Raw genomic sequence first — 23,392 nt, forward strand, 5'->3', positions numbered from 1 at the left:
CATGAGATATGGATTGAGACGTTGTGACGTGAAAAGGATTATTGAACAAAGGCTTAACAGCAACCCTGATATTTTCTATTATATAGAAATAGATCATATTGATGAGTTGGTAGAATTAATTACAGAGGGTGTTGCAGATGCAATTGAAGAAAATAATAGAAAATTGATTGATGACATAACAAGGGAAATAAAAAGATATTGACGGTTATATAAGTGAAAATAATTCATGAATGGCTGACAAGGGAGACAACAATAGCTTCCCGTCAGCCTAAATTAATCCATTACCTTTAAATCACCACAGGGAACCGTACTATAAATAAATGAACTGAGCCAAAAAAGTTAGACACTAAATAATTTGTCAGGCGACTTCGAGAACCTGGGTCTGGTATTCCACCGGGCTCAGGTTTTTTAGTCGTTTCTTGATGCGACGATGATTGTAGTACTCGATGTAGCGCTCGAGCTCCTGTTTGAAATGAGCCATGTCCTCAAATTTCCTGAGATAGAGTAGCTCGGACTTGAGCACGGTGAAGACGCTCTCGATGGCCGCGTTGTCGAGACAGTTGCCCTTTCGGGACATACTCTGGGTGATGCCGTGTTCGCGAAGCTTCGCCGTGAACGCTCGAAATTGGTATTGCCAGCCTTGGTCAGAATGGAGGATCGGCCTTCTATCGCTATCGAGTCTCGCGATGGCTTGGTCCAACATCTCGCCGATGAATGGATACTTAGGCTTATCTGACATCGTATAGGCGATGATTTCACGGTTTGCCAGGTCCATCATCGGTGAGAGATAGAGTTTCTCCCCGAAAAGGTGGAACTCGGTGACATCGGTCACCCACTTCTGGTTTAGGCCTGTGGCCTGGAAATCCCGTTCGAGGAGGTTCGCTGCGATCGTTCCGACCTCTCCCTTGTAGGAACGATATTTCTTCATGCGGACGAGGCACTTGAGACCGAGCTCGTCCATAAGACGCAACACTGTTTTCGGGTCGTGCCTGAAACCTCGGCGCTCGAGTAGCGCATGGATTCGCCGATAGCCACAACTTCTTTCGTGTTCGTGGAAGAGGGTCTGAATCGCTTCCTTCACGTCCGCATACTTGTCATCGGCCGTCAGGCGCGTCCGCCAATAATAGTAGACGCTTCGAGCCATATCGAGCACCTGAAGGAGCCTCGGTACAGGATAGGTGGCCCGCAGCTCGTCAATCACTTGGGCCTTGATCCCGTTCGTCGCGCTTCCTCTTCTTGAACCAAGGCTTTCAATTTTTTTAACGCTGCGTTCTCCATCTCGAGGAACTCGACCCGTTCCTTGAGCTTCTCGACCTCCGTCACCTCTTTGGGGTCCTGCTTCTTCCGTCTCGGCATCGGGGCACGTCCTTTCGGCTTGGCGGCCAGGCCCTCGGGCCCCTCCCGTTCGTATGTGGATCGCCAGGTGGAGATCATCCCGGGAGAGGACAGCCTGTACTTCAAGGACGCGTCAATCAAGGACAGTCCGTTGTCCGCCATATCGTTTATTACCCTTAGTTTAAACGCCGGCGAGTGGGCTGTATAGGACGGATCGAAGATCGTCTCGCCCCAGCGCTCATAGAGGAGTGCCCATTGACTGACTTTCTTACGGTCCACCCCGAACTCTTTTCCTAACGTTGTGCATCCGTCTTTGCCCGTCAAGTAGCGTTCGGTCACATGAATTTTGAAAGCCTTCGTAAATTTGACCATAAAAACACACCATAAAAGTTGGATTTTTATGTCCAACTTTTATGGGGCAGTTCAGTTACGCGGTTTTTGCTTTAGGACCCGGAAACCCGATTTATTTATGAATACTGGAGAGAACTTGAATTCAAAAACTAATTAGAGATAATAGTATAATTTATGTAACATCTATATTACGTTTGTCTTTTAAAGATTTAATGAAATCTATCTCAAAATAAATAATAAATATGAGGAGGAATAAAATGTTATATGATGATAAATTTATATCAAGTTTGCCTGAAGCAGAAGAAGCATGGAAATCGCCAATAGTAGTGTATGTTGCAAAAGAAAAAAATGAGCATTGTAAACAACTCAAAGTTTTTATAGAGCGATGGTTTGAGAAAATTGAGGAGGAGAAAAAAAATTCGTATTCTTCTCGTTTAAAAAGTTTAGACGATAAAGTATTTCTCGCTCAGGTAAGCGAGTTTTTTGTATACGACTTTTGCGATGAACTAGGTAAAATTCACCGAGATCCAAAACTGGAGAATGGGAAAACACCAGAATTGTTGTGGGATATAAAAAATCAAGAAGGTTTGTTGGATGTTGTGACATTATTTGACAATAGAGAGAGGGAAAAATCAAATAATGCGATTGACCACTTACTTAACTATTTGGGCGAACTTGAGCATTATTATAATTTTTCCGTTTGGTACGAAGATATTGATTGGAAGACTCTTCAACCTAAAAAAATCAAAAAAAGACTGATAAGACATTTAGATTGTCTTGACTTTCACAATATTGAAGATGATGAAGAGTTGATGATTAATGACTTCGGTTTTGTGGGAAGTTTTACGCCTATTCGTAAGGCAAATTATCAAAAAGAGAAAGTACGATTTTTTTCATTACTAGGTCCGGGAGAAGAAATTAAACCTAATACATCGATTGAAAGTCGAATTAAATCTAAGCTCAAGAAGTACAAGTGGGATGGTCCGTTATTTGTTGCTATTTGCAAAAGTGCAAGTTTTGGCGTTGATTGGGAGGACGTGGCTGAAGTTTTATATGGCCCCTCTCTGATTAGATATAACTCCAAGACGGAAAACTATGAGACCGTACTTGGAGAAGGTGGTATCTTAATGCCAAAAGAAAGAAGTGAACCAAAAAACACATCGTTGACCGGCGTTTTGTTCTGTGAATTAGAATGGAGAGGTGGGGGAATACCGGTATTTAAAGTTGGATATTTTATAAATCCTTTTGCGAAATATCCAATAACTTTACCTGTATGCACTTATCCAACTATAGAAAAAGATAAAGTAGTATTCGATTGGAAGCAAAATGAAAGGTGAACAAGAACGAGAGAACCTCATTTAAATGCGATACGGAGAGCCGTACCATAAATAAGGTTTCCATGCACAAAAAATCCTACCCAATATTTTCTTGAGTAGGATTTTTCTTGAGTTATAAATGAATCAAATGTGATCTAAATAATATTCATTAGATGTGTGTATAGGAATTTTGCTGTTTTTTAATCTTTTCGATTTCTCCTGTAGATTTACAAACTACCAAATAGGTATCATACCTATCATAAAGAACTACATTGTATTTACCATCTTCACGCAATTTAAATTCACTTATCTTCAAGCTAGTGCGATTAGTGTCCATTACCTCAGTAACACTATCTAATAATTTTTGTACATCCAAACCTTCACTTGTAGAAGGTGATTCAAGCACTTTTATAATAATGGACTTCACTAGATTTTTAGATAAATCATATGTTATCCCACTACAAATGACACCAATAATAAATTCTTCCCACCAACCACCTGCGCCTTGCTCTTGTCTATGAATAGATTTATTTAATTTTACTACGTCAATGTCATATTTACTTAACTCTTGTTTTAGTTCCGTGAATTTTTCCTCTGATAACTCATGAGTGTAAACTAACATATCTGGGTCGATGCATTCATTGATTTGTTCCTCAACGTTCTGCATATTTAAGTTTTCAAAGTAGCTTAAGATATGTTCATAACTCTCACTTTCATTTTGACTATTGTAATTCTCATCAAGATGTTCGTAGATATTAATTTCAATGATCACTTGAATGTCATTAAGACTTTTATTAACTCTTATATAAAAACCATCCTGTCTTTTATCACAAATTAAATTGCTCAAATCATTATAAAGCTTGTCTGCATCAATATTAATATCATAGGTATTTCTAAATTTCACAATTGAATTTGAAGAATCAGTTACTAATTGTTCAATATCATATTCTAGATATCTAATTTCTAAATATATCATCTCTGCCCTCCTAGATTTTCTCTATACTTTTAAACAAAATGTTACGTATAATTAACAAAAAAGTACTAATTTTTTGAAGGAGGATGAAGTTTTGAATATTATTACTAAAGAAAAAAGTAACATCAAGGATGCATTCGAATCTATTTTAAGAGCAGACTATATATCTATTGATGGATTTGATCAATTAGATAAATTAGAAGAGTATTATATTGATACATTTAATAACCTTGGATTACTTTTACAACGACAAGATAATTATTTGGCTGGAAGACGCGGAACTGGAAAAACTACGCTTTTAATGCGTGGATATTATGAATGTTTAAAATCAATCTCTCCGAAGTTAAGTAAAAAAGAACATTCCTTAGGGGATAAAAAAGTATTACCGATATATATAGATTTGAATAGTTGTAATGATTTATTTAAATCAGAGAATGAGCTTGAATTACTAGAAGTACATTTTATTAGACAGATTATCACGAATTTAAAAACCCAACTAGAAGTCATGTTTGATGAGAAGTATCTAATGATATTTGATAAAGAAAACCCTACACTAGATGATTTAGATTATATAGAAAACATTTTAATAGAAGGTTTGAAAATTAGAGAGTCTTCTAATATCTCTGTCCAAACTAACATGTTAAATGCCTTAGAAACTAGTGTTGGAGGAAAAATGAATTTAGCTAATCCGACTTTGCAATCTAATTTGAAGCAAAACTCTAGTTCTAATCATCAAAGAGAATTTAGTGAAATCAGGGGAGTAAGCATACAAGAATTTTTGAAAAAGATTAATGATATCAAGAAGAAAGCAAAAATTGATTCTATTTTCATTTTTTTAGATGAATTTTCAGATTTAAATAGTGAAGCACAATTGAAGCTATCTTCTATAATTAAAAGTTTGTTAGGAAATAAAATCAATATATTCTTCAAAGTGGGTGTTATCACAGACAGATATACATTTGGTGATAAAATAATTTTAGGTAGAGATTTGTATCCGATTTCTTTAGATTTGAATGATGTAGTTGAAAAATTAGATGGAGCGGTTAGTACTTTAAAAAAACTAGAATTACATATAGGTAATCTGATTGAAAAGCGATTAAGTGCGTTTTGTTCAGGTGTGACATACAGTACAATTTTTGATATGAAAAAAGATGAGTTATGCCATAGATTAGCAAGAGCATCGCTAGGTGTTACACGTACTTTAGGTTGGATATTACAAAATGCATGGATGCAATCTATGAATTCAGATGGAACATTTGGAAAAATAAAAATGCAAGATTTAAATTTTGGAATTAGAAGTGCAAGAAAAATGCACTATAAACAATTTCAGGGGAGTGTCAAAGGAAATCTAATACCAGGTTATTATATGGATATGTGGTCTAAAATTATAGAAAAAGCAGTGAAGGAGAAAAATAAGCACCCAGGAAGACCTGCTAGTCATATACTGTTGGACCCAATTCGGAAAGATTATATGAATATATTCTGTGAAAATTTTATGCTAACTCTTTTAGAAGAAAGTCGATCATCGAAAGCAGGTGGAAATTATAACCTATATGTAATTGATTATGATATTTGTATGGATTTAAATATTAAATTTGCTGAGGATAAAGATGAGTTTACAGCAATTCGATTTATTTATGATAGTGTTTTAAGTGACTTTGATCCATATTTTATAAAGGAAAAAATAAAAAGTTATAAATGTCCCAAGTGTGGTCTCATATATGAAGAAAGCGAAGTCGCACGAGCTAAGGTCAAAAGATGTCATGAAGATGATGAAAAGTTGGAAGAAATAATTCATAAAGAAGTTCCTATAAGTAAAGGTAACTTCGTTGAAGTAGAAACAAAGATATTAGGTTTGATAAATGATTTAAATGAGGATGAGGCTATGAGCGCCCAAGAGATTGCGGATGTCGTAGGATGTAGTAGACATAAAGTTTCTAACTGGGGTTCAAAAGTATTAGCTAGAAAGAAATTGATTAAAATAAAGATAAAAGACAATAAAAATTACTATTTCTCTAATAGTATCTAATTTTAATTGTTATTGTATGAATTTATTCGGGAAGTCAAAACTATTAAGAAGTCACGCGATTGAGCTTCATAATCAAAATCAATATGAAATATAGAATGATTTTAGTCAAAATACTACATCGATGAATAGGACGATGCGAAAAAGCAACAGGTCATCGAGATTCTCAACTACTACATCGATCGTGGCGGAGTTGTTGTTGCAATCCAAAAGGGTGAAACGTTACTCGGCTTTGCCGGACTGAACGGACAACCGCTCGGAACGGAAGGCCAGTATTTGAATTTAGGTTTCATTCATGTGAGTCGTCCTTGCCGAGGTCAGGGAATCGGAAAGCTATTATTTGAACGTGTCTGTCAGGCAGTAATCGAACGGAGTGCGAAGAAACTATACATCGAGGCGAATCCGGCCGTTGATACGTATCATTTCTATAAAGCGATGGGATGCATATTAGCCGAGGAGATGGTGCCAGAAGTGTACGAGGCAGAACCACTCGATCTACACTTGAATATGTCTTATCGTATCCTGAGACCGCATCGTAACGATGTGGTCTTTTTCATGCATAAAAACGCTCAACTCCAAGCTTTTCCTCCTGTGAAGAATTGAGGATTTCGAAAAATTGTGATAGAATCACAAGGCAAATGATTATCATTATCAGTCGATAATAATAGATGGAATCGAATAAGGTTGAGTGAATGTGAAAGGATGAATACAATGAGCACACTTGAAGCATATAACATGGCATTTCGAAATGGATTGGAACTAGAGGACGATGTGGTCCTTGAAGAGATGAAGCTCGGGGAATCGACAGAGTGGGATTCGATTGGACATATGACCCTCATCGCCGAAATCGAGGATGCGTTTGACGTCTATATCGACTCAGATGAAATGACAGAGTTCCATTCGTATCAGTCTGGTATCGCGTTGTTGCAACGTCTCGGTGTGGACATCCAGTCATGACGCTTTTTCAAACACTCGAGCAGTACATGGATTGTGAGGCGGTCTATGCGGACCGCTCTTATTTATATAGAGAGATGTTGGAAGTCGGGGACTCGATTTGTCAGGAAGTCGGCGAACGGTCGCTCGTCTTCTGTTTATGTGCCAACCGAGTCGAGTCGCTCTTCGGATATATCGGCTTTCTCCGTGGGCGAGTCGTCCCGGTCTTGCTCGATGCAGATATTCCAGTAGACCAATTACAGAAGTTGATGGAACGGTATCAACCGACTCACGTCTGGGCTCCGGAAACGAGGGAGGATTTGGCGAACTCGTTGGATGCCTTCTATGGCTATGGCGGCTACGCCTTATTTGAAACCGAAACATCGGTTCGCCACCAACTTCATGAGGAGCTGGCCCTTTTGTTGACGACATCAGGTAGTACCGGAAGTCCGAAACTTGTTCGCCTCACATACAAACATCTGATGGCGAACGCTTCATCCATCATCGACTATCTCGACATCGATCAAACGGATAAACCAATCACGACTCTGCCGATGAACTATTCGTATGGACTCTCCATCATCAACAGTCATCTGTTAAAAGGAGCGACCCTCATCCTGACAGACCGCTCAATCGTTCAAAAGGAGTTTTGGGAGCTATGTCGTGCCGAGAAGGCAACCACGTTTGGTGGGGTCCCGTTTCATTATGAGATGTTGAAACGATTGAAGTTTGAGACGTACGACCTCCCAAGCCTGAAGAAGTTGACGCAAGCCGGTGGCAAGTTAGATCCGAAGCTTGCGCAGCACTTCTCAACGGTATGTGAAGAAAAAGGAATTCAATTTTTCATCATGTACGGTCAGACGGAGGCGACGGCCCGGATGTCGTATTTACCGGATCGGATGCATGCGAAAAAAGCCGGTAGCATCGGAATTGCCATCCCTGGTGGAACGCTCTCGTTACGAGATGAAGCCGGGAACGACATCAAAGATGCGAATGTGACGGGCGAACTGGTGTATCAAGGCGACAACGTGTCGTTTGGGTATGCGACCTCGTTAGCGGACCTTTCAAAAGGTGATGACAATCACGGTGTTTTACGAACAGGTGACATGGCGTATCACGACGAGGATGGATATTTCTTCATCGTCGGCCGAATTAAGCGCATGATCAAACTGTATGGCAGTCGAATCAGCCTAGACGAAGTCGAGGCGCTCCTTCGAGAGCATGGATATGACTGCGTCTGTGCCGGGGAAGACGACCAGTTATACGTGTATACGTTACAAGATGACGTCGCACGCATTCAAAAAATCATCAAAGAACAAATCAAGGTGAAAGGTGTTCGGGTGATGCAGATTGACGAGATTCCGCGGAATGCGTTCGGGAAGATTCGTTATGCCGCATTGCCGAAGCGAGAACTTGTGACCACCTGATTGTCAGGAATCGGTACATCGTCAAGTTTCATAACATCAGGTGGTAATATGACTTTTATTTCGATTGAATTTCTCTTATTTTTAACATTCATCGTTGGAACGTACTATGTGGTTCCACATCGATATCGGTGGGTGCTCCTTTTGTTGGCGAGCTATGTCTTTTACGCCACGTTGAGCGTTCAATTCATCCCGCTCCTGCTGATTAGTACGGCCTTCACGTACGTCATCGGGATTTTGATTGAGAAGCAAGGGAAGAAGGCACAGAAGAAACGGCTCATGTGGGTCGGTGTCTCCGTTCTCGTCTTCTTCCTCGGATGGTTCAAATATTTTAATTTCGTCAATGATTCGCTCCGTTCGTTCGCCGCATGGAGCGGATTTGATTATGACGTCCCGTATAGAGAGATCGTATTGCCGTTGGCCATCTCGTTCTATACGTTCCAAGCCATCAGTTATGTCGTGGATGTCTCGAGAGGGAAGCAAAAGGCAGAGCGTCATTACGGCTATTTCTCTGTCTATTTCGCCTTCTTCCCGCAGCTTGTGGCAGGTCCGATTGAGCGGGCGAAAAAACTGTTGCCACAGTTGAAGACGGAGCAACATCTCGACTACGACAACATCAGCTATGGCATCCAGCGCATCATTTGGGGTTTCTTCAAGAAGACATTGATTGCCGATCGGTTGGCCCCGATTGTCGCGAGTGTATTCAATAGCCCGGACCCGACCGGTTCGGAGATTGTGCTCGCGACGATGTTGTTCTCGATTCAATTGTTCGCGGACTTCTCGGCATGCAGTGACATCGCCATCGGCTGTGCACGCTTACTCGGGATTCGCTTATCGGAAAACTTCAAGCAGCCGCACTTCGCCGTATCAATCGCCGACTTCTGGAACCGCTGGCATATCACGCTTTCGATGTGGCTACGGGATTATATCTTCATGCCGCTCGCGAAAGGAAAGAAGAAGCGCGAGCAGATTTATGGTGCCATCCTTGCAACGTTTTTAGTAAGTGGCATTTGGCACGGAGCCGCATGGAACTTCGTCTTATGGGGACTCATTCATGGAATCTATCGCGTCTTCGGTGACCATACGAAACAGCAGCGTGAAAAAATGGCGTCATGGGTCGGATTTGACCGTGCGCCGACACTGCATCGGTGGTGGAAAATCGCCATCACGTTCCAGCTCGTCTGTTTCTCACGAGTCTTCTTCCAATCACATTCGATGGCAGAAGCGTTCTCGCACGCTAAACTATATGTGACACCGTCTTCGTGGGCACCGTCAGGCATGATGCAGGCGATTCAAATCTTCTCATTGCTCGATTTGATCATCTTCCTCGTCGTCTTTGTCGTCGTTCATCTGTTCCAACATATCGAGCGGACGAGAGGTTCGGCTTGGGATTGGATGGCACGTCAGTCTGCCGTGACGAGTGTGGCCATCAACTTGTTCTTGATTATCTCAGCGTTCTTATTTGGCGTGTCGAGCCAAGGATTTGTATACGGTGGGTTCTAAGATGGATGGAAAGGAATTAGCATGAAGCGTTTAGGAATCAAAATAGGTGTCGTATTACTCGTCATCATCGCAATCTTCATTCCCGTCAACGAGTTCGTGAAAGAGTCGTGGGAATATAATAATAACCGAGCTGTCCTTGCCTTCAAGGAAGACCCTCACCCGGTCGACATCATCAATTTGGGGACGTCCCATGCGATGTACGGGTATTCATTCAAGTCACTTGGATTATCGCATCTGGATTTGGCGTTACCGAGTCAGCCAATCGAATATGACTTGAAGATGTTAAAAGAATACGATGAACATCTGAAGCCAGGTGGGGTCGTGATTGTCTCGTTATCACAAGTCACCTTCAGCAATTCGAACGTCGGTCGGAAAGAAAACTACTATCGCGTCTTGGAACGGGAAGACTTGGAGTCGGTCAGTTGGTTCAACTACTATACACACGAACGCTTCCCTGCATTGAACAGTGGGAGCGCCTACGCCGCCATTTCCCGGGAAATCCGAGATTTCCGCTTCGATGCGCACAAGCCATGGGAGAATGGGGGGCTGAACTATTCCGAGCGTAAGTATGAGGAAGTCGCCGCCCAATATGAGAATGCCGTGAACAATCACGAGATTGAAGAGAATATGGCATATTTACAAGACATCATCGATTATTGCAAGAAGCAAGGCTATCGCGTCGTCTTAGCGATAGAGCCGGTCCATTCGTCGTATCATGCGTATTTCGACGAAGCGGTCATGGAACGCCTCGTATTTCAGCATTTAGAAAAACTGGATATCGATGTCCCATTCCTCAATTACATGGGGGATGAACGGTTCATTCACAAACAATCCTTCTTCCATAACCCGGACCACTTGAATGGGGACGGGCGAAAATTATTGTCTACGCTTGTATATGAAGAGTTGAAGCGATTGGGGTATATTCAAGATGAAGATGATAATATGGAACGGGAGTGATTCCAATCGAAACAATCTATTTAGCCGGAGGATGTCTATGGGGTGTCCAGGAGTTTGTGAAGACGTTACCGGGTGTCCTTTCAACTGAAGCAGGACGCGCGAACGGGACGACCGATACGTTAGACGGAGAGTATGACGGTTACGCAGAGTGTGTCAAAACGACGTTTGATCCGGATGTGGTGACGGTCGAGGATTTGATGAGCTATTTATTTGAAATCATCGACCCATACAGCATCAATCAACAAGGAATCGATGTCGGCGAGAAGTATCGGACGGGTGTCTACAGTGAGGAGTCACGACACTTGATGGAGGCGCAAGCGTTTATTGATCGACGATCGGATGCGGAACGAATTGCTGTTGAAGTGAAGCCGCTCACGAACTATGTCCGAAGTGCGGATAAACACCAGGACCGTCTGACGCGTTGTCCGGACGATTATTGTCATATCCCGAAAGACTTATTAACAAAATATCAGAACGTGTCATCATCAAAGCGTCTCTTCTGAGATGCTTTTTTTGTAAGAACTGATACTGAAGATGTTGATATGAGCAGCAACAAAACTAGTCATGGTTCATAAGGATGGGAAAATATGTTATCTTCATCATGTTCTAATTCAGAAAATGAAAAAGAGGTACAAACATGTTCACATTCGGAATCATTGGTGGTGCAAGTCTTCTTTTAGTGGCGTTCGTCTTCGGCGTGACATATCTTGTCGTCCGATCCATTGTAAAAATGATGAAAAAGTAAAAGAAGGAGTCGGTCACTCAAATCGAGTGATGGACTCCTTCTTTTTACGTCCGTTCGAGAACATTCACGAGCATCTGATGGATAACGTCATGATCGTTCGGGTCATGAAGCTGATAGGGACTGCCGGGGAGCGTATATACATCTTTCGCTCCGACGTACGTGATGTGGAGTGTCAAGGAACCATCTTCCTGACACGCCGTCGTCAGTTCCAACTCACCACTGATGACACCGACTTCTTCCGTCATGACACCGTGGGTTGCCTTAAAGATCGAAGTGATTTCGTTCATTCGAAGACTCCTTTTCTCACTCAGTAACTGCAAGCATTGATGGCTGTCGTGAGTGCTGACTTCTCTGCGGATTGAAGGCTCAAGCCCCAACGACTCTTTGTCTCGACCCACATCTTCGCATACGCACAACGCGCCCCAGTGCGAGGGGGTTGCCATGTCGACGGGTCTTGGTCTCCTTTTGAACGGTTCGATGAAGCGGACACCGCAATCAATTGAGGACCGTTTAAGTCGTTCGCAAAGCTTTGACGTTTGGTCGTCGTCCAGCTACTTGCCCCAGAGCGCCATGCTTCAGCGAGCGGAACGACGTGGTCGATATCAATGTCAGAGGCTGAGGTGAACGTGATTCCGTCATAGTAACTGTACCATGAGCCAGTCGCAACCGGACATTCGTCGACGACCGAGTCAGCGTCTCGTTTCAAGACGATGTGACGCGTGTTACAACCGCTTCCTTGACTCGACCAGTGCGGGAAGAGGTCACGACTATACCCCGTCATCGACCCTTCATTTTTGACAGTGAGGGCATTCAGTTTCGTGAGTGCGTCCGCTTTCGATGGGATGTTCGGTGGAAATGCAGAGACCGGTGTCGCGTCAAACGATGCGGAGATCCAGACGAGCAAGGTGACAAGTGCGACAGACATGAGTTTCTTCAACATAAAAAGCCTCCTACTATGTATTTGGAATGAACACTTGCGAGGCAAGTGGGCAACCTTTCATTAAACAACTAGTGAGACAAACATTACGCAATAAATCCAACTTGATCATACACAGGACGATTTTGAAAAAGCGTGAAAATCTGCAAAATGATTAGAAAGACTGTCACAAATCCTTCTCCAGTATCAGCAAGGGACATGGTGTTATTTCTTTGGAACTAGTGAGCGATCAGGACTGGTATAATGGATGACATGGATGGAGAGAAAAGAAGAGGTGGATGGAATGAACAAGAAAGAGATTGCGGCGATTCGCCGACAGTTTAAAGTAAATGCGACAAAGCTAAAGATTGCTGACTTATATACGATTTACATCCGACAGGAAACGAATGAGATTTATTACGAAGAGTTGCGTCCGTTCCCATTCTTAGAAGAAGAGCAGCAGGAGCTGTTTTTGACGAACTTCAAAAAAGTGCTCGGTGGAAAACTTGATGAAAAACTGTTCGAAGTGAAGTTCCAATATCCTGAGGAAGGTCAAGTCGACCATACGCAAGGCTTGCTGTATGAAGGACTTCGTACGGAAGAGACCGACGTCTGGACGGACTATATGCAACGCATCGCGTTGAAGATGGTGAAAGACACGCCGTTTGAGAAGGATATGGTCGTGACGTTCATCCGGGGGAATTATAATAAGCCGACGAACCGGTACTCGGAAGAGTCTGAGATTCACGCGAACGATGAGGTGTATACGACGAAGTTCATCCTCGGCAGCATCAGCCCGACAGAGCTTCCGAAAAAATCACTCGTCTTTGACTTCGTCGAGCGGGAGTTCAAAGCCAGCTTGATTGTGAATCCGATCATCAAACTCGAGGCGCCGATCGGCGGATTCTTATTCCCGTGCTTCACGGACAACGCGGCCGATGTGAACCATGTGCTTTATTCGGCACACAAAGCGCATCAACCGGATATGAAGTTCATTGAGAACGTGTTGAACGGTTCGGAGATTGTCACGGCAGTGGAAGAGAAGGCGGTCTTCGAAGAAGTGGTCAAAGCGGTCATCGGAGAAGAAGTCAATTCCCGGACTCTCGCGACCGTTTATGATGAGATCAATCAAATCATTGTCGCCGAAGAAGAGAACGAACAGGAAGAAGAGAGAGTAGCGATGCTCGACTCCCGTGCCGTCGAGGTCGTCTTACGGGCGAGTGGTGTGGAAGATGTGACGACGGAGAAAGTCGAGCAGGCGTTCAAGCAAGTCGTCGACGATACGAAATATGAGATGAAAGCGACGAGTGTCGTTCCGAAGTATACGTCAAAGTCGATTAAAATCAATACGAAAGTGGCCAATATTTCCGTCAGTCCACAAGACTTGAAATACGTGAAGCAAGTGAACTATAAGGGGAAACCGTGCTTGTTGATTGAAGTGGAAGAGGAGACGGAGATTGAAGGGTTCAAACTCATCTCGGAAGAGTCGTTAGACTAATCGAGCATGTTGCAGTGTTCATAAGTGAACGTTCAAGCTAAGAGTCCAAGATGTAAACCTTGGGCTCTTTTTTGACAATCAAGTGAGGAAGGTTGAATTTAAACTTTGATACAGGTATGATTCAGGTGAAAACGTTTTCTAAAAACTATATTTTTTTAGTGTTTATCGAAAGCGCTTTCGGAATTTGTGAAATAACAAAAAACCTCAAAGACGAATATCATCTTTGAGGCTAGAGTTGTATTATTTACGCGCTTTGCTTACTTTTAATTTCTTCCCTTTGACCGGCGTCGTCTCCATCGCTTGAAGGACGATTGAACCTTTTCCGTTCAGAATATCGACGTACGTCATCTGATCATTGATTGTGATGATTCCGATGTCGTCAGCGGATACGCCAGGGATTTTGGCGATCGTTCCGACGAAGTCGACGGCGCGAAGTTTTTTCTTCTTCCCGCCACTGAAGTGAAGCTTCATGATGTCCTGGTTAATACGAGCTGTCTTGTTGTTTCGAACGACGCGTCGTCCGCTCAACTTCTGCTCAAAGGCATCTTGGTTAGCTGCAACTTCCGCTTCTGTCGGCGCATCGATCATCGGAATCTCGAATTGAACGTATGATTCGATAGCTCCGATGAGACGTTCTTCCTGACGGGTCATGAGCGTGATTGCCGTTCCTTGTTTGCCGGCGCGTCCGGTACGACCTGTCCGGTGCACGTAACTTTCCTTTTCGACAGGAACGTCATAGTTGATGACGAGTTCGACGTTGTCGACATCGATTCCACGTGCTGCGACGTCTGTCGCCACGAGGTAGCGGAAGTTACCCATCTTAAATCCGTTCATGACGGCGAAACGGTCCTCTTGCTCGAGTCCGCCGTGAAGGCGTTCAGCCGAGTAACCGGCTTTGTCGAGCTCGGCGTACACCGTGTCGACGTTCTCTTTTGTCCGACAGAAAATTATACAGCTGTCCGGGTTCTCGACGACCGTGATGTCTTGAAGCACAGCCAGTTTCTCGTTCCGGTGAACCGGTAGGAGGCGGTGCTCGATTGTCGAAGCGGTCATGCCGGTCGATTCGATCGCGACACGTGCCGGAGTATTCATATGCTTCTGGCAGAGACGTTCGATATCTTGTGGGAATGTTGCAGAGAAGACCATCGTGACGCGGTCTTTCGGCAACTGTTGAAGAATCTTCTCGACGTCGGCGAGGAAACCTCGATTGAGCATCTCGTCCGCTTCATCGATGATCAAGTATTCGACGCGGTCGAGTGAGAGGGTCTCACGCTCGATATGGTCCATGACACGACCTGGCGTACCGACGACGATATGTGTCTTTTGCTTCAACTCTTCACGCTGTTTCGAGAACGGTTCTTTCCCGTAGACGGCAGTCGCTTTGATTCGTTTAAAACGTCCGATGTTCGTCATGTCTTCCCGTACTTGAACGGCGAGTTCGCGTGTCGGTGTCAAGACGAGCACTTGGGGTTTATTTTCGGACCAGTCGATGAGCTCGATGACCGGAATCCCGAAAGCAGCTGTCTTTCCGCTTCCCGTCTGTGCTTTGACGATTAAGTCTTCGCGCTCGAGCGCACGCGGGATGACCTGCTGTTGTACCTCAGTCGGTGATTCGTATTTCATAATGCCTAGCGCGCGCGTGATCTCGTCGCTCAGGCGATAATCAGTGAATTGCTGTTTGTTCATGGGTAACCTCATTCTTTCGTGAAAACTTCTGCTTCAGAAAATTTCAATGTCTATTTGCAATACAGTCCATTATAGACCGAAAGGCATTAGGAAAGCCAATTTCATATAAAAATAAGTACTGGTGAAAGGGGTCTACATATTGAAACACAGTTATGAAAATCTCATGGATTATTTGAATCAGCATCAGCAACTTACGAGAACAAACCACCTCGAAACCATCATCAAACCCATACCGGATTCAGACCGTACCGGTGACCTTGATCCACGCGTCTTTGCGACGTTGACCGCAAATCATTCTTCACACGATGAACCGGATACAGCATTTGACCTCGAGGTGGCACGTGCCAGCATGGGGTGGCCGAACCGGGATCAGACGACGACTGATATCAAAACCGAGTATCTCATGATTCCTAGTGAGGATGGTGACATCCCGGTTCGTCTGTATCGTCCGCATCATACTGAAGCCATCCCAGCCATCCTCTTCTTCCATGGTGGCGGTTTCTTCGGCGGAACGCTTGATACGGTCGAAAATCCTTGTAAATTGCTTTCGGAACGGGCGAACGCGGTCGTCATCTCCGTCGATTATCGTCTTGCCCCGGAGCATCCGTTCCCGGCCGGATTGAATGACTGTTACCGCGCCTTTGAATGGGTACACGCACATGCGAATGAGTTGAACATCCTGAAAGACCGAATCGGCGTCGCCGGAGACAGTGCCGGAGGAAATTTGGCGACGGCTTGCTGTCTGATGGAACAAGAACGAGGGGAGGGGCGCATTTGTTATCAAGCACTCGTCTATCCTGTCGTCAATCTGGGATCGATTCCGACAGATGATTTTGAATGGACGCTCGATGCGTACGATATCTCACACCATCACGACCTGGTTCGAGGTGTCGTGCTCGCCCTCGCCGACTCGGATTCGCTCTTAAATGACCTCTATCTTCAAGGGGAGGTGGATGTCACGCATCCGCTCGTCTCACCATTATTCGCAGACGATGTCTCAGGCCTACCACCGACTTTGATTGTGACGGCGGAGTACGATTACTTACGACTCGAAGAGGAGGCGTATGCGCGGAAACTGGCACGAGCGGGCGTCCCGACACGCCTCATTCCATATCGGGGGATGGACCATGCCTTCATGGACAAGTTGGGAGACTATCCACAGGCAGACGATTGTATGAATGAAATCGCAAAAGGACTTAAGGAGCTGACGAAATGAAACAGTATACATTGGATTGGACTCGTTATGAGGAATTGGCACGTCAAGCGGTCGCGGAAGGTGTCGTGTTAGTCAAAAACGAACAGAAGACCCTCCCATTACAGTCAGGAACGAAGCTAGCCGTATTTGGTCGTAGCCAGTTCCATTACTATAAGAGCGGTACGGGATCCGGTGGGATGGTGAACGTCGGGCACGTCACGACACCGCTTGAGGCACTACGCGAGCGCCCAGACATTCACATCAATGAATCGCTCTATGCGACGTATGAGGAATGGGTGAAGGAGAATCCGTTCGACCAAGGTGTCGGTTGGGCCGGTGAACCGTGGTCGCAACAAGAGATGGACGTAACGGACGAACTCGTCGAACAGGCGGCACAAGAATCAGATGTCGCCCTCATCATGATTGGACGTACGGCAGGAGAAGACCGTGACAACACGGCCGATCCGGGTAGTTACTTATTGACGGATATCGAACACGCGATGATCGAGCGCGTGACGAAACGCTTCGACAAGACGGTCGTCGTGTTGAACGTTGGGAACATCATCGACATGAAGTGGGCGAAGGAGCCGAGTGCCATCCTCTATGCATGGCAAGGTGGGATGGAAGGTGGAAAAGGACTCGTCGACGTGCTCGTCGGAGACGTGAGTCCTTCCGGGAAACTGACGGATACGATTGCCCGATCCATCGAGGATTATCCGTCGACGAAGAACTTCGGTCACGCGGATAAAGGAATTTATCAGGAAGATATCTATGTCGGTTATCGCTACTTCGAGACGTTCGCGAAAGATGACGTTTTATACCCGTTCGGATTCGGACTGTCTTACACGACGTTCAATACGGAAGTGAAGCGTACGGCAGAGGTAGATGGCGTTTTAACGGTTGAGGTGGAAGTGACGAACACGGGTGAGTGTGACGGGAAAGAAGTCGTCCAACTCTACGTCGAGAAACCGCAAGGGAAGCTTGGGAATCCGCTCCGGTCATTGGTGGCGTTCGAGAAAACCTTGCTTCTTGAACCGGGTGAACAACAAACGCTTTCGTTCAACGTCCACATGACTGACTTTGCGAGCTACGACGACTCTGGCTTGACGGGTCATGAATCGAGCTTCGTTCTAGAAACAGGGACATATCGCTTATATGCCGGAACGGATGTGCGTTCGGCTACACTCGCTTTCGAAGTCGAGCAGCAGGAGCAACGTGTCCTCGAGACGTTAAGCGAAAATATGGCGCCTGTCCTCCCGTTCGAACGGATGAAACCAATTCAAGGTGAACAGGGATTTGAAGTGGGCTACGAGTCGACGCCGCTTCGCGCCGTTGACGTCGAGACACGTTATTTGGAAGAACGCCCTGAGACTAGAGTGTTCACGGGTGACCAAGGTATCAAATTGAGCGATGTGTATCATGGAAAGGCGTCACTTGACACATTCTTAGATCAATTGACAGATGAGGATTTGGCGACAATCGTTCGCGGACAAGGGATGAACTCACCGCGTGTCACGCCGGGGACGGCAGCGGCGTTCGGTGGTGTGTCCGACCGATTGAACGAGCTTGAGATTCCAGCGGCGTGTTGTGCCGACGGTCCGTCAGGCATTCGCATGGATATCGGGACGAAGGCGTTCGCACTTCCGAACGGGACGCTTTTGGCTTCCACGTTCAACGTCGATCTCGTCGAAGACTTGTTTGAGATGACTGGGCTTGAGATGCGAAAAAACCGCGTCGACACGTTGCTCGGACCAGGAATGAACATTCACCGTAACCCGTTGAATGGTCGAAACTTCGAGTATTTCTCGGAAGATCCGCATTTGACTGGGAAGATGGCGGTCGCTCAATTGAACGGCATGCATCGTGTCGGGGTGACGGGAACGCTCAAACACTTCAGCGCCAATAACCAAGAAGCGCATCGTCACGATATCGACTCGGTCGTCTCGGAGCGGGCGTTACGCGAGATTTATTTGAAAGGGTTCGAGATGGCCGTGAAAGAAGGACGCGCATCGTCCATCATGACGACATACGGCGCGGTCAACGGGATCTGGACGGCTGGTCTATACGATCAAAATACGCGTATCTTACGTGATGAGTGGGGCTTTGAAGGCATCGTCATGACAGACTGGTGGGCAAAAGTGAACTTCCGTGAGGATGAGTCGGCCAATCGTCAAAACACAGCGGCGATGGTTCGTTCGCAAAACGACTTGTATATGGTCGTCGACCGCCCGGACCTAAACTCGTTCGAGGATAACACGATGGCATCACTCGAAGAAGGGATTGTCACACGGGGCGAGTTGTTGCGGAGCGCGCGCAATATTTGTACGTTCATCTTGAAATCACCGGCGATGGAGCGTCTTCTCGGGATTCATGACGGTTCAGTCGAGGTGCTCGGCTTTGAGGATGAGATGAATCAACAGGATACATTTGAGTTGGATTACCAACATCTCGAAAACGGGGAACATGTGGATTTGTCAGGAATCGATACCTCGACTGGAAACACACACGTCTTCGCTATCTCGGTCGACCAAACGGGGACGTATGACATCACGTTGACTGCCCGTTCGAACGCGGGAGAGTTGGCACAGATGCCGGTGACATTATTTGCGAACAATATCCCGGGTGCGACGTTCACGTTTAATGGGACGGACGGAGAATGGGTGACGCAGACGAAGCAGGTCTTCTTCTTGAACCAGCATAATTATCTCCAGCTCTATTTCGCGTTAAGTGGATTAGAAGTGAAGGACGTGTCCTTCAAGCTCGCAGATGAATTCAGTATGAAGAACGGCTGAGCCGCCCTTTTGCCGATTCATTGAATACTGTATAATCGAAAGAACGACACATCGTAAAGGAGGCGCATACCCGTGGAAAATCGGCTTCGATTTTCTAGGTCTTCACGCACTCATGCAAAGCCATTTGGACGAAAGGCGATCACTTGCATGGGGCGAAACGAATACCTTGATCGCTTGATTTTAACGTAAACCACTTGGCTTTGCTCCCTTATCGGATTGGATTCATTCAATAAGGAGCGAGGTATGATGAAGTACGTCAATGCGCAACATATCCTGCCAGAACGATTGTTGCAAGAGGTGCAACAATACGTACAAGGTGAAACGTTATATGTGCCGACCCCGACTGACACGAAACGGAAATGGGGGACGGTCAACGGTGGAAAACAATTACTTGAGGAACGAAACGAAGCCATACGCGCAGCGTTTCGGAACGGAGAGCGAATCGAAAATCTGGCCATGTCCTATCATTTGGCGACGCACACGATTCGAAAGATTGTATACCGGTCGACATGAAGGAGGTACGACTAGTTCGCTAGTCGTGCCTTTTTAGGTCGACTATATTTCTTAATCAAAGTGTACACAGTAAGGAAGCATTGTTTCCTGTAAACTGAGAATGAAGGAAGGGGGCGACAAAATGTCAGATCCATTTATTCAAAACGAACAATATAATCTCATCAAAGAACAAGTGATGCTCGTCAAAGAGAGTCGAATGCAAAGCCTGCCGCCTTCTGTCTTGCGAGCAGTCATCGACTTGGCACAATCGAAAGTGATGTATGCATTCCCTGAGGCAACGACTGAACAACTAAAGCTGTTACAGTTCACAACGCTACAGACGAACGAAGCGTTCGACGAATATATGCAACGATTACGAGAATGGGTTCAACCATTTCCCGTTATTTCTGCCGAGCAACTGAAGAGTTTGTTCCCGAAACAAAAGAAGCTTCGTTTACCGGAGTTATCCGATGTTGATTTTGGACGACTCACGTATCTAGGTTGGAACGATGGACGTTCCAATCAAAAGTTGATAATTTGCCAATACGAAGGTCAATTGATTGGCATTGCATGTAAACCGAGTACGAATACGAAGAAAAATATATGTGCCTTTTGTAATCAGTTCACGGATGTGACGTACTGCGTTACGATCACGAAAGCGAAACAAGCGAAAAATCCGGACTATTACAAAGCCATCGGCACATATGTATGTGTAGACAGTAAGACGTGCAACGAACACATCACGAGCCAAGAGGCTTTGCATACTTTTGTTCATACAGCGTTACAGGCCTGACGAGAGAGTCGGGCTTTTTATTTTTTATAAAATACTGTACAACCTTTCCGATATCTCTTTAGATAGAATCCAAGAAGTTCTAATTTAAAAAGGAGGAAGCGGATGAAACATGCAGTGATTTTTGATATGGACGGAACATTGTTTCGGACAGATTTGATTTTAGAGTTAGCACTCGATGAAACGTTCGATTACTTACGAAGTGAAGAAAAATGGATAGGCCCGACACCGATTGGTCAATATCGGAACATCATGGGCGTACCATTGCCCGTTGTTTGGAAAACCTTGCTCCCACGACACGACGAACAAACTAGAGAAGAGGTCGATGCCTATTTCTTAACACGACTCATCAAAAACATCGAAAACGGGAATGGAGCATTATATCCGGGGGTACTCGAACTGTTTGAACAATTGTATCAAATGGGGCATTCCATCTTCGTCGCAAGTAATGGTTTGGTGGACTATTTACAAGCCATCGTCACGCGTTATGAATTGGATCGTTGGATCACAGAAACTTATAGCATTCAACAAATCGACACGTTGGATAAGGCCGATTTAGTGGCTGGAATCGTGAAGAAGTATGAGATTCAGGACGGCTTCGTAGTCGGAGACCGATTATCGGATATCTCGGCTGCACGAGCGAACGGACTCATTTCAATCGGCTGTCGTTTTGATTTTGCGCAAGAAACAGAATTGAAAGAAGCGGATTATATCGTGAATCATTTATCGGAAGTACTCGACATCGTTCTAAAGGAGACGGTTTCGCTATAAGTGAATCGATTTCGAGATTGGTCTCGTAAGTAAAGGACTACAACAAAATCGGAGGGATTATCATGCACACGCTCTACATGAAACAAAAAGTGTTCAGTCTACGCGGGCGCTTCACTATCAAAGATGCGGACGGACATGATCAATATTTCATCGAAGGTAGTTTTATGAAGTTTCCGAAGTCGTTTGAAATTAAAGACATGAACGGTCAGACGGTCACAACGATTACGAAAAAGACGTTCAGTTTTTTGCCGAAATTTTTTGTGGAAGTGGACGGCACAGATATGATGACCATCTCGAAAGAGTTTTCATTTTTCAAACCGAAATATTCCATCGATGCGGCCGGGATCGATGTCCAAGGCGATTGGTGGGACATGGATTTTGATGTGACGAAGAACGGACAATCGATTGGAAGTGTGCAAAAGAAGTGGTTCTCGTGGGGCGATAGTTACGAGATTCGTGTCGAAGAACCGGAGATGGAGCATTTGCTCATCTCTATCGTCGTAGCGATCGATTGCGCGAAAGCAGATCAAGCAGCGGCATCTAGCGCAGCAACATAAAGGGGAGTATCGAATGGAATTTTGGGACGTCTATACGGTCGACCGAGAAAAGACCGGTCGCACGTGGCAACGCGGAAGTCGATTGCCGAAAGGGGAATACCATCTTGTCATCCACGTATGTATCTTTAACGAGAAGGGCGAGATGTTGATTCAACAGCGCCAACCGTTCAAGGATGGTTGGGCAAACATGTGGGATATTACAGTCGGTGGAAGTGCCACGGTAGGAGATACAAGCCAGCAAGCCGCGATGCGGGAACTCGAAGAGGAGATTGGGCTCAAGCTTGATCTATCTCAGACACGACCGCATCTGACAGTCAATTTTGACGAAGGATTTGACGATATCTATTTGGTCGAAATGGAAGTGGATTTGAACGAGCTGACACTTCAAGAATCTGAAGTGAAAGCCGTGAAGTGGGCGGATGAGGCGACGATTCTGCAGATGATTCAACAGCATGAATTCATACCGTATCACACACCGATGATACCGTTACTGTTTGCCATGCGAGGACAATGGGGAGGGATTGATCATCATGCATACGTACAAGTGGATAAATGAACCAAAAAGCGTGAATGGATTTGAACCGCTCACTTTCCGCACTTTGCCAGATACGGACTTTTGGCGAAATACACATTACGGATTCAATCGCATGACGGCGCATGCGCGACTAACAGACGTCAAAGCCAAACGATTTACATGTCGGGCGACAATCCAAATGGAACCGAGCCATACATATGATCAGGCCGGAATCGTCTTATATGTGAATGATGACCATTGGATCAAGACGTCTGTCGAGTACATTCCGGACGGACCGTCCCATCTTGGCGCAGTCGTCACCTCGTTTGGCTATTCGGATTGGTCGACATGTGATTTTTCAAATGACATGGTTCGCAATCCGTTGACGTTTGAAATCGTGTATACAGATGGAGATGTGGAGATTTTCTTTGAATATGGTGACGGTATGCGTGAACAGCTTCGCATTGCCCATCTCCATGACGTATCGACATTACGCATCGGTCCATATGCCTGTAGCCCGGATGTGAATGCGACAGGTTTTGACGTGACATTTTCGAATTGGGAGCTACGGGAAGCATCGACGTGAGTCTGAAAAAAGGAATTTCTCATCGTGAGAAA

The 23,392-nt window shown here is 45.0% G+C and carries 24 protein-coding genes; 18 read left to right on the forward strand and 6 right to left on the reverse strand.

The window, feature by feature from the left end; genetic code table 11:
- The first annotated feature begins 1 nt into the window (after position 1).
- Positions 2-202 carry a hypothetical protein gene (locus tag KNO68_RS09605; RefSeq protein ID WP_215112413.1) on the forward strand — a complete coding sequence of 67 codons (201 nt, stop codon included), beginning with the start codon at positions 2-4 and terminating at the stop codon, positions 200-202.
- Positions 203-358: 156 nt separating this feature from the next.
- Here KNO68_RS09605 and KNO68_RS09610 read toward each other — a convergent pair whose 3' ends face one another.
- Positions 359-1,201, reverse strand: a complete 843-nt coding sequence (locus KNO68_RS09610) for an IS3 family transposase (protein WP_215112414.1) — start codon at positions 1,199-1,201, stop codon at positions 359-361.
- Positions 1,198-1,707 (reverse strand): helix-turn-helix domain-containing protein, encoded by a 510-nt coding sequence (locus KNO68_RS09615; RefSeq protein WP_215112415.1) that lies wholly within the window; start codon positions 1,705-1,707, stop codon positions 1,198-1,200. The genes KNO68_RS09610 and KNO68_RS09615 overlap by 4 nt, the downstream gene beginning before the upstream one ends.
- A gap of 236 nt (positions 1,708-1,943) precedes the next feature.
- On the opposite strand from KNO68_RS09615, the gene KNO68_RS09620 reads away from it, so the two are divergent.
- Entirely contained in the window at positions 1,944-3,023 is a 1,080-nt protein-coding gene (locus KNO68_RS09620) for a hypothetical protein (protein WP_215112416.1), read from the forward strand.
- A gap of 148 nt (positions 3,024-3,171) precedes the next feature.
- Here the strand turns inward: KNO68_RS09620 and KNO68_RS09625 are convergent, their stop codons facing one another.
- Positions 3,172-3,978, reverse strand: coding sequence for a hypothetical protein (locus tag KNO68_RS09625; protein WP_215112417.1), 807 nt, complete (start codon positions 3,976-3,978; stop codon positions 3,172-3,174).
- A 91-nt stretch (positions 3,979-4,069) separates the two neighbouring features.
- On the opposite strand from KNO68_RS09625, the gene KNO68_RS09630 reads away from it, so the two are divergent.
- The 7 genes from KNO68_RS09630 (at position 4,070) to KNO68_RS09660 (ending at position 11,321) form a co-directional block, all read left to right on the forward strand.
- Complete coding sequence (locus KNO68_RS09630; protein ID WP_215112418.1) at positions 4,070-6,004, forward strand: ORC-CDC6 family AAA ATPase; 1,935 nt, start codon at positions 4,070-4,072, stop codon at positions 6,002-6,004.
- Between the two features lie 174 nt (positions 6,005-6,178).
- Positions 6,179-6,604 carry a GNAT family N-acetyltransferase gene (locus KNO68_RS09635; RefSeq protein WP_353047976.1) on the forward strand — a complete coding sequence of 142 codons (426 nt, stop codon included), beginning with the start codon at positions 6,179-6,181 and terminating at the stop codon, positions 6,602-6,604.
- A 108-nt stretch (positions 6,605-6,712) separates the two neighbouring features.
- Complete coding sequence (locus KNO68_RS09640) at positions 6,713-6,958, forward strand: acyl carrier protein (RefSeq protein WP_015880247.1); 246 nt, start codon at positions 6,713-6,715, stop codon at positions 6,956-6,958.
- A complete protein-coding gene (locus KNO68_RS09645) occupies positions 6,955-8,361 on the forward strand; it encodes an AMP-binding protein (protein WP_215112419.1) in 1,407 nt (468 codons plus the stop codon). The genes KNO68_RS09640 and KNO68_RS09645 overlap by 4 nt, the downstream gene beginning before the upstream one ends.
- A 48-nt stretch (positions 8,362-8,409) precedes the next feature.
- Entirely contained in the window at positions 8,410-9,861 is a 1,452-nt protein-coding gene (locus KNO68_RS09650) for an MBOAT family O-acyltransferase (RefSeq protein ID WP_215112420.1), read from the forward strand.
- Between the two features lie 21 nt (positions 9,862-9,882).
- Positions 9,883-10,818 (forward strand): hypothetical protein, encoded by a 936-nt coding sequence (locus tag KNO68_RS09655; RefSeq protein ID WP_215112421.1) that lies wholly within the window; start codon positions 9,883-9,885, stop codon positions 10,816-10,818.
- Between the two features lie 5 nt (positions 10,819-10,823).
- A complete protein-coding gene (locus tag KNO68_RS09660) occupies positions 10,824-11,321 on the forward strand; it encodes a peptide-methionine (S)-S-oxide reductase (RefSeq protein ID WP_215112488.1) in 498 nt (165 codons plus the stop codon).
- 286 nt (positions 11,322-11,607) lie between these two features.
- Here the strand turns inward: KNO68_RS09660 and KNO68_RS09665 are convergent, their stop codons facing one another.
- Complete coding sequence (locus KNO68_RS09665) at positions 11,608-11,850, reverse strand: hypothetical protein (protein ID WP_214742459.1); 243 nt, start codon at positions 11,848-11,850, stop codon at positions 11,608-11,610.
- Between the two features lie 20 nt (positions 11,851-11,870).
- Positions 11,871-12,503 carry an HNH endonuclease family protein gene (locus tag KNO68_RS09670; protein ID WP_214812680.1) on the reverse strand — a complete coding sequence of 211 codons (633 nt, stop codon included), beginning with the start codon at positions 12,501-12,503 and terminating at the stop codon, positions 11,871-11,873.
- 280 nt (positions 12,504-12,783) lie between these two features.
- Between KNO68_RS09670 and KNO68_RS09675 the strand changes: the two genes are divergently transcribed.
- Positions 12,784-13,977, forward strand: a complete 1,194-nt coding sequence (locus KNO68_RS09675; RefSeq protein WP_214873697.1) for a DUF4317 domain-containing protein — start codon at positions 12,784-12,786, stop codon at positions 13,975-13,977.
- Positions 13,978-14,217: 240 nt separating this feature from the next.
- Here KNO68_RS09675 and KNO68_RS09680 read toward each other — a convergent pair whose 3' ends face one another.
- Positions 14,218-15,663: a DEAD/DEAH box helicase gene (locus KNO68_RS09680; protein ID WP_214873562.1), complete on the reverse strand. Its 1,446-nt coding sequence runs from the start codon at positions 15,661-15,663 to the stop codon at positions 14,218-14,220.
- 163 nt (positions 15,664-15,826) lie between these two features.
- On the opposite strand from KNO68_RS09680, the gene KNO68_RS09685 reads away from it, so the two are divergent.
- The 8 genes from KNO68_RS09685 (at position 15,827) to KNO68_RS09720 (ending at position 23,360) form a co-directional block, all read left to right on the forward strand.
- Complete coding sequence (locus tag KNO68_RS09685; RefSeq protein ID WP_214873700.1) at positions 15,827-16,879, forward strand: alpha/beta hydrolase; 1,053 nt, start codon at positions 15,827-15,829, stop codon at positions 16,877-16,879.
- Positions 16,876-19,650 carry a glycoside hydrolase family 3 protein gene (locus KNO68_RS09690; RefSeq protein ID WP_215112422.1) on the forward strand — a complete coding sequence of 925 codons (2,775 nt, stop codon included), beginning with the start codon at positions 16,876-16,878 and terminating at the stop codon, positions 19,648-19,650. Before KNO68_RS09685 ends, KNO68_RS09690 begins: the two co-directional genes overlap by 4 nt.
- A 246-nt stretch (positions 19,651-19,896) precedes the next feature.
- Positions 19,897-20,163 (forward strand): CD3324 family protein, encoded by a 267-nt coding sequence (locus KNO68_RS09695; RefSeq protein WP_078145985.1) that lies wholly within the window; start codon positions 19,897-19,899, stop codon positions 20,161-20,163.
- Between the two features lie 121 nt (positions 20,164-20,284).
- On the forward strand, positions 20,285-20,935 hold the full coding sequence (locus KNO68_RS09700; protein WP_214684932.1) for a FusB/FusC family EF-G-binding protein: 651 nt from the start codon (positions 20,285-20,287) through the stop codon (positions 20,933-20,935).
- A 102-nt stretch (positions 20,936-21,037) separates the two neighbouring features.
- Entirely contained in the window at positions 21,038-21,703 is a 666-nt protein-coding gene (locus tag KNO68_RS09705; protein ID WP_215112423.1) for an HAD hydrolase-like protein, read from the forward strand.
- Between the two features lie 62 nt (positions 21,704-21,765).
- A complete protein-coding gene (locus KNO68_RS09710; RefSeq protein WP_215112424.1) occupies positions 21,766-22,260 on the forward strand; it encodes an LURP-one-related/scramblase family protein in 495 nt (164 codons plus the stop codon).
- 13 nt (positions 22,261-22,273) lie between these two features.
- Positions 22,274-22,816, forward strand: a complete 543-nt coding sequence (locus KNO68_RS09715; protein ID WP_078145989.1) for an NUDIX hydrolase — start codon at positions 22,274-22,276, stop codon at positions 22,814-22,816.
- Positions 22,791-23,360 carry a DUF1349 domain-containing protein gene (locus KNO68_RS09720; RefSeq protein ID WP_215112425.1) on the forward strand — a complete coding sequence of 190 codons (570 nt, stop codon included), beginning with the start codon at positions 22,791-22,793 and terminating at the stop codon, positions 23,358-23,360. The genes KNO68_RS09715 and KNO68_RS09720 overlap by 26 nt, the downstream gene beginning before the upstream one ends.
- Positions 23,361-23,392: the final 32 nt, after the last annotated feature.

The organism is Exiguobacterium sp. s75 (assembly GCF_018617145.1).
In the GTDB taxonomy this organism is placed as follows: Bacteria; Bacillota; Bacilli; order Exiguobacteriales; family Exiguobacteriaceae; genus Exiguobacterium; species Exiguobacterium profundum.

Excerpts from the sequence above, each read along its gene's own strand:
- KNO68_RS09645 (WP_215112419.1), top strand. The coding sequence starts at position 6,955 with ATGACGCTTTTTCAAACACTCGAGCAGTACATGGATTGTGAGGCGGTC.
- KNO68_RS09700 (WP_214684932.1), top strand. The coding sequence starts at position 20,285 with ATGTCAGATCCATTTATTCAAAACGAACAATATAATCTCATCAAAGAA.
- KNO68_RS09720 (WP_215112425.1), top strand. The coding sequence starts at position 22,791 with ATGCATACGTACAAGTGGATAAATGAACCAAAAAGCGTGAATGGATTT.
- KNO68_RS09665 (WP_214742459.1), bottom strand. The coding sequence starts at position 11,850 with ATGAACGAAATCACTTCGATCTTTAAGGCAACCCACGGTGTCATGACG.
- KNO68_RS09605 (WP_215112413.1), top strand. The coding sequence starts at position 2 with ATGAGATATGGATTGAGACGTTGTGACGTGAAAAGGATTATTGAACAA.
- KNO68_RS09625 (WP_215112417.1), bottom strand. The coding sequence starts at position 3,978 with ATGATATATTTAGAAATTAGATATCTAGAATATGATATTGAACAATTA.
- KNO68_RS09620 (WP_215112416.1), top strand. The coding sequence starts at position 1,944 with ATGTTATATGATGATAAATTTATATCAAGTTTGCCTGAAGCAGAAGAA.
- KNO68_RS09680 (WP_214873562.1), bottom strand. The coding sequence starts at position 15,663 with ATGAACAAACAGCAATTCACTGATTATCGCCTGAGCGACGAGATCACG.
- KNO68_RS09670 (WP_214812680.1), bottom strand. The coding sequence starts at position 12,503 with ATGTTGAAGAAACTCATGTCTGTCGCACTTGTCACCTTGCTCGTCTGG.
- KNO68_RS09675 (WP_214873697.1), top strand. The coding sequence starts at position 12,784 with ATGAACAAGAAAGAGATTGCGGCGATTCGCCGACAGTTTAAAGTAAAT.
- KNO68_RS09640 (WP_015880247.1), top strand. The coding sequence starts at position 6,713 with ATGAGCACACTTGAAGCATATAACATGGCATTTCGAAATGGATTGGAA.
- KNO68_RS09655 (WP_215112421.1), top strand. The coding sequence starts at position 9,883 with ATGAAGCGTTTAGGAATCAAAATAGGTGTCGTATTACTCGTCATCATC.
- KNO68_RS09695 (WP_078145985.1), top strand. The coding sequence starts at position 19,897 with ATGAAGTACGTCAATGCGCAACATATCCTGCCAGAACGATTGTTGCAA.
- KNO68_RS09715 (WP_078145989.1), top strand. The coding sequence starts at position 22,274 with ATGGAATTTTGGGACGTCTATACGGTCGACCGAGAAAAGACCGGTCGC.
- KNO68_RS09650 (WP_215112420.1), top strand. The coding sequence starts at position 8,410 with ATGACTTTTATTTCGATTGAATTTCTCTTATTTTTAACATTCATCGTT.
- KNO68_RS09685 (WP_214873700.1), top strand. The coding sequence starts at position 15,827 with ATGGATTATTTGAATCAGCATCAGCAACTTACGAGAACAAACCACCTC.
- KNO68_RS09615 (WP_215112415.1), bottom strand. The coding sequence starts at position 1,707 with ATGGTCAAATTTACGAAGGCTTTCAAAATTCATGTGACCGAACGCTAC.
- KNO68_RS09705 (WP_215112423.1), top strand. The coding sequence starts at position 21,038 with ATGAAACATGCAGTGATTTTTGATATGGACGGAACATTGTTTCGGACA.
- KNO68_RS09690 (WP_215112422.1), top strand. The coding sequence starts at position 16,876 with ATGAAACAGTATACATTGGATTGGACTCGTTATGAGGAATTGGCACGT.
- KNO68_RS09710 (WP_215112424.1), top strand. The coding sequence starts at position 21,766 with ATGCACACGCTCTACATGAAACAAAAAGTGTTCAGTCTACGCGGGCGC.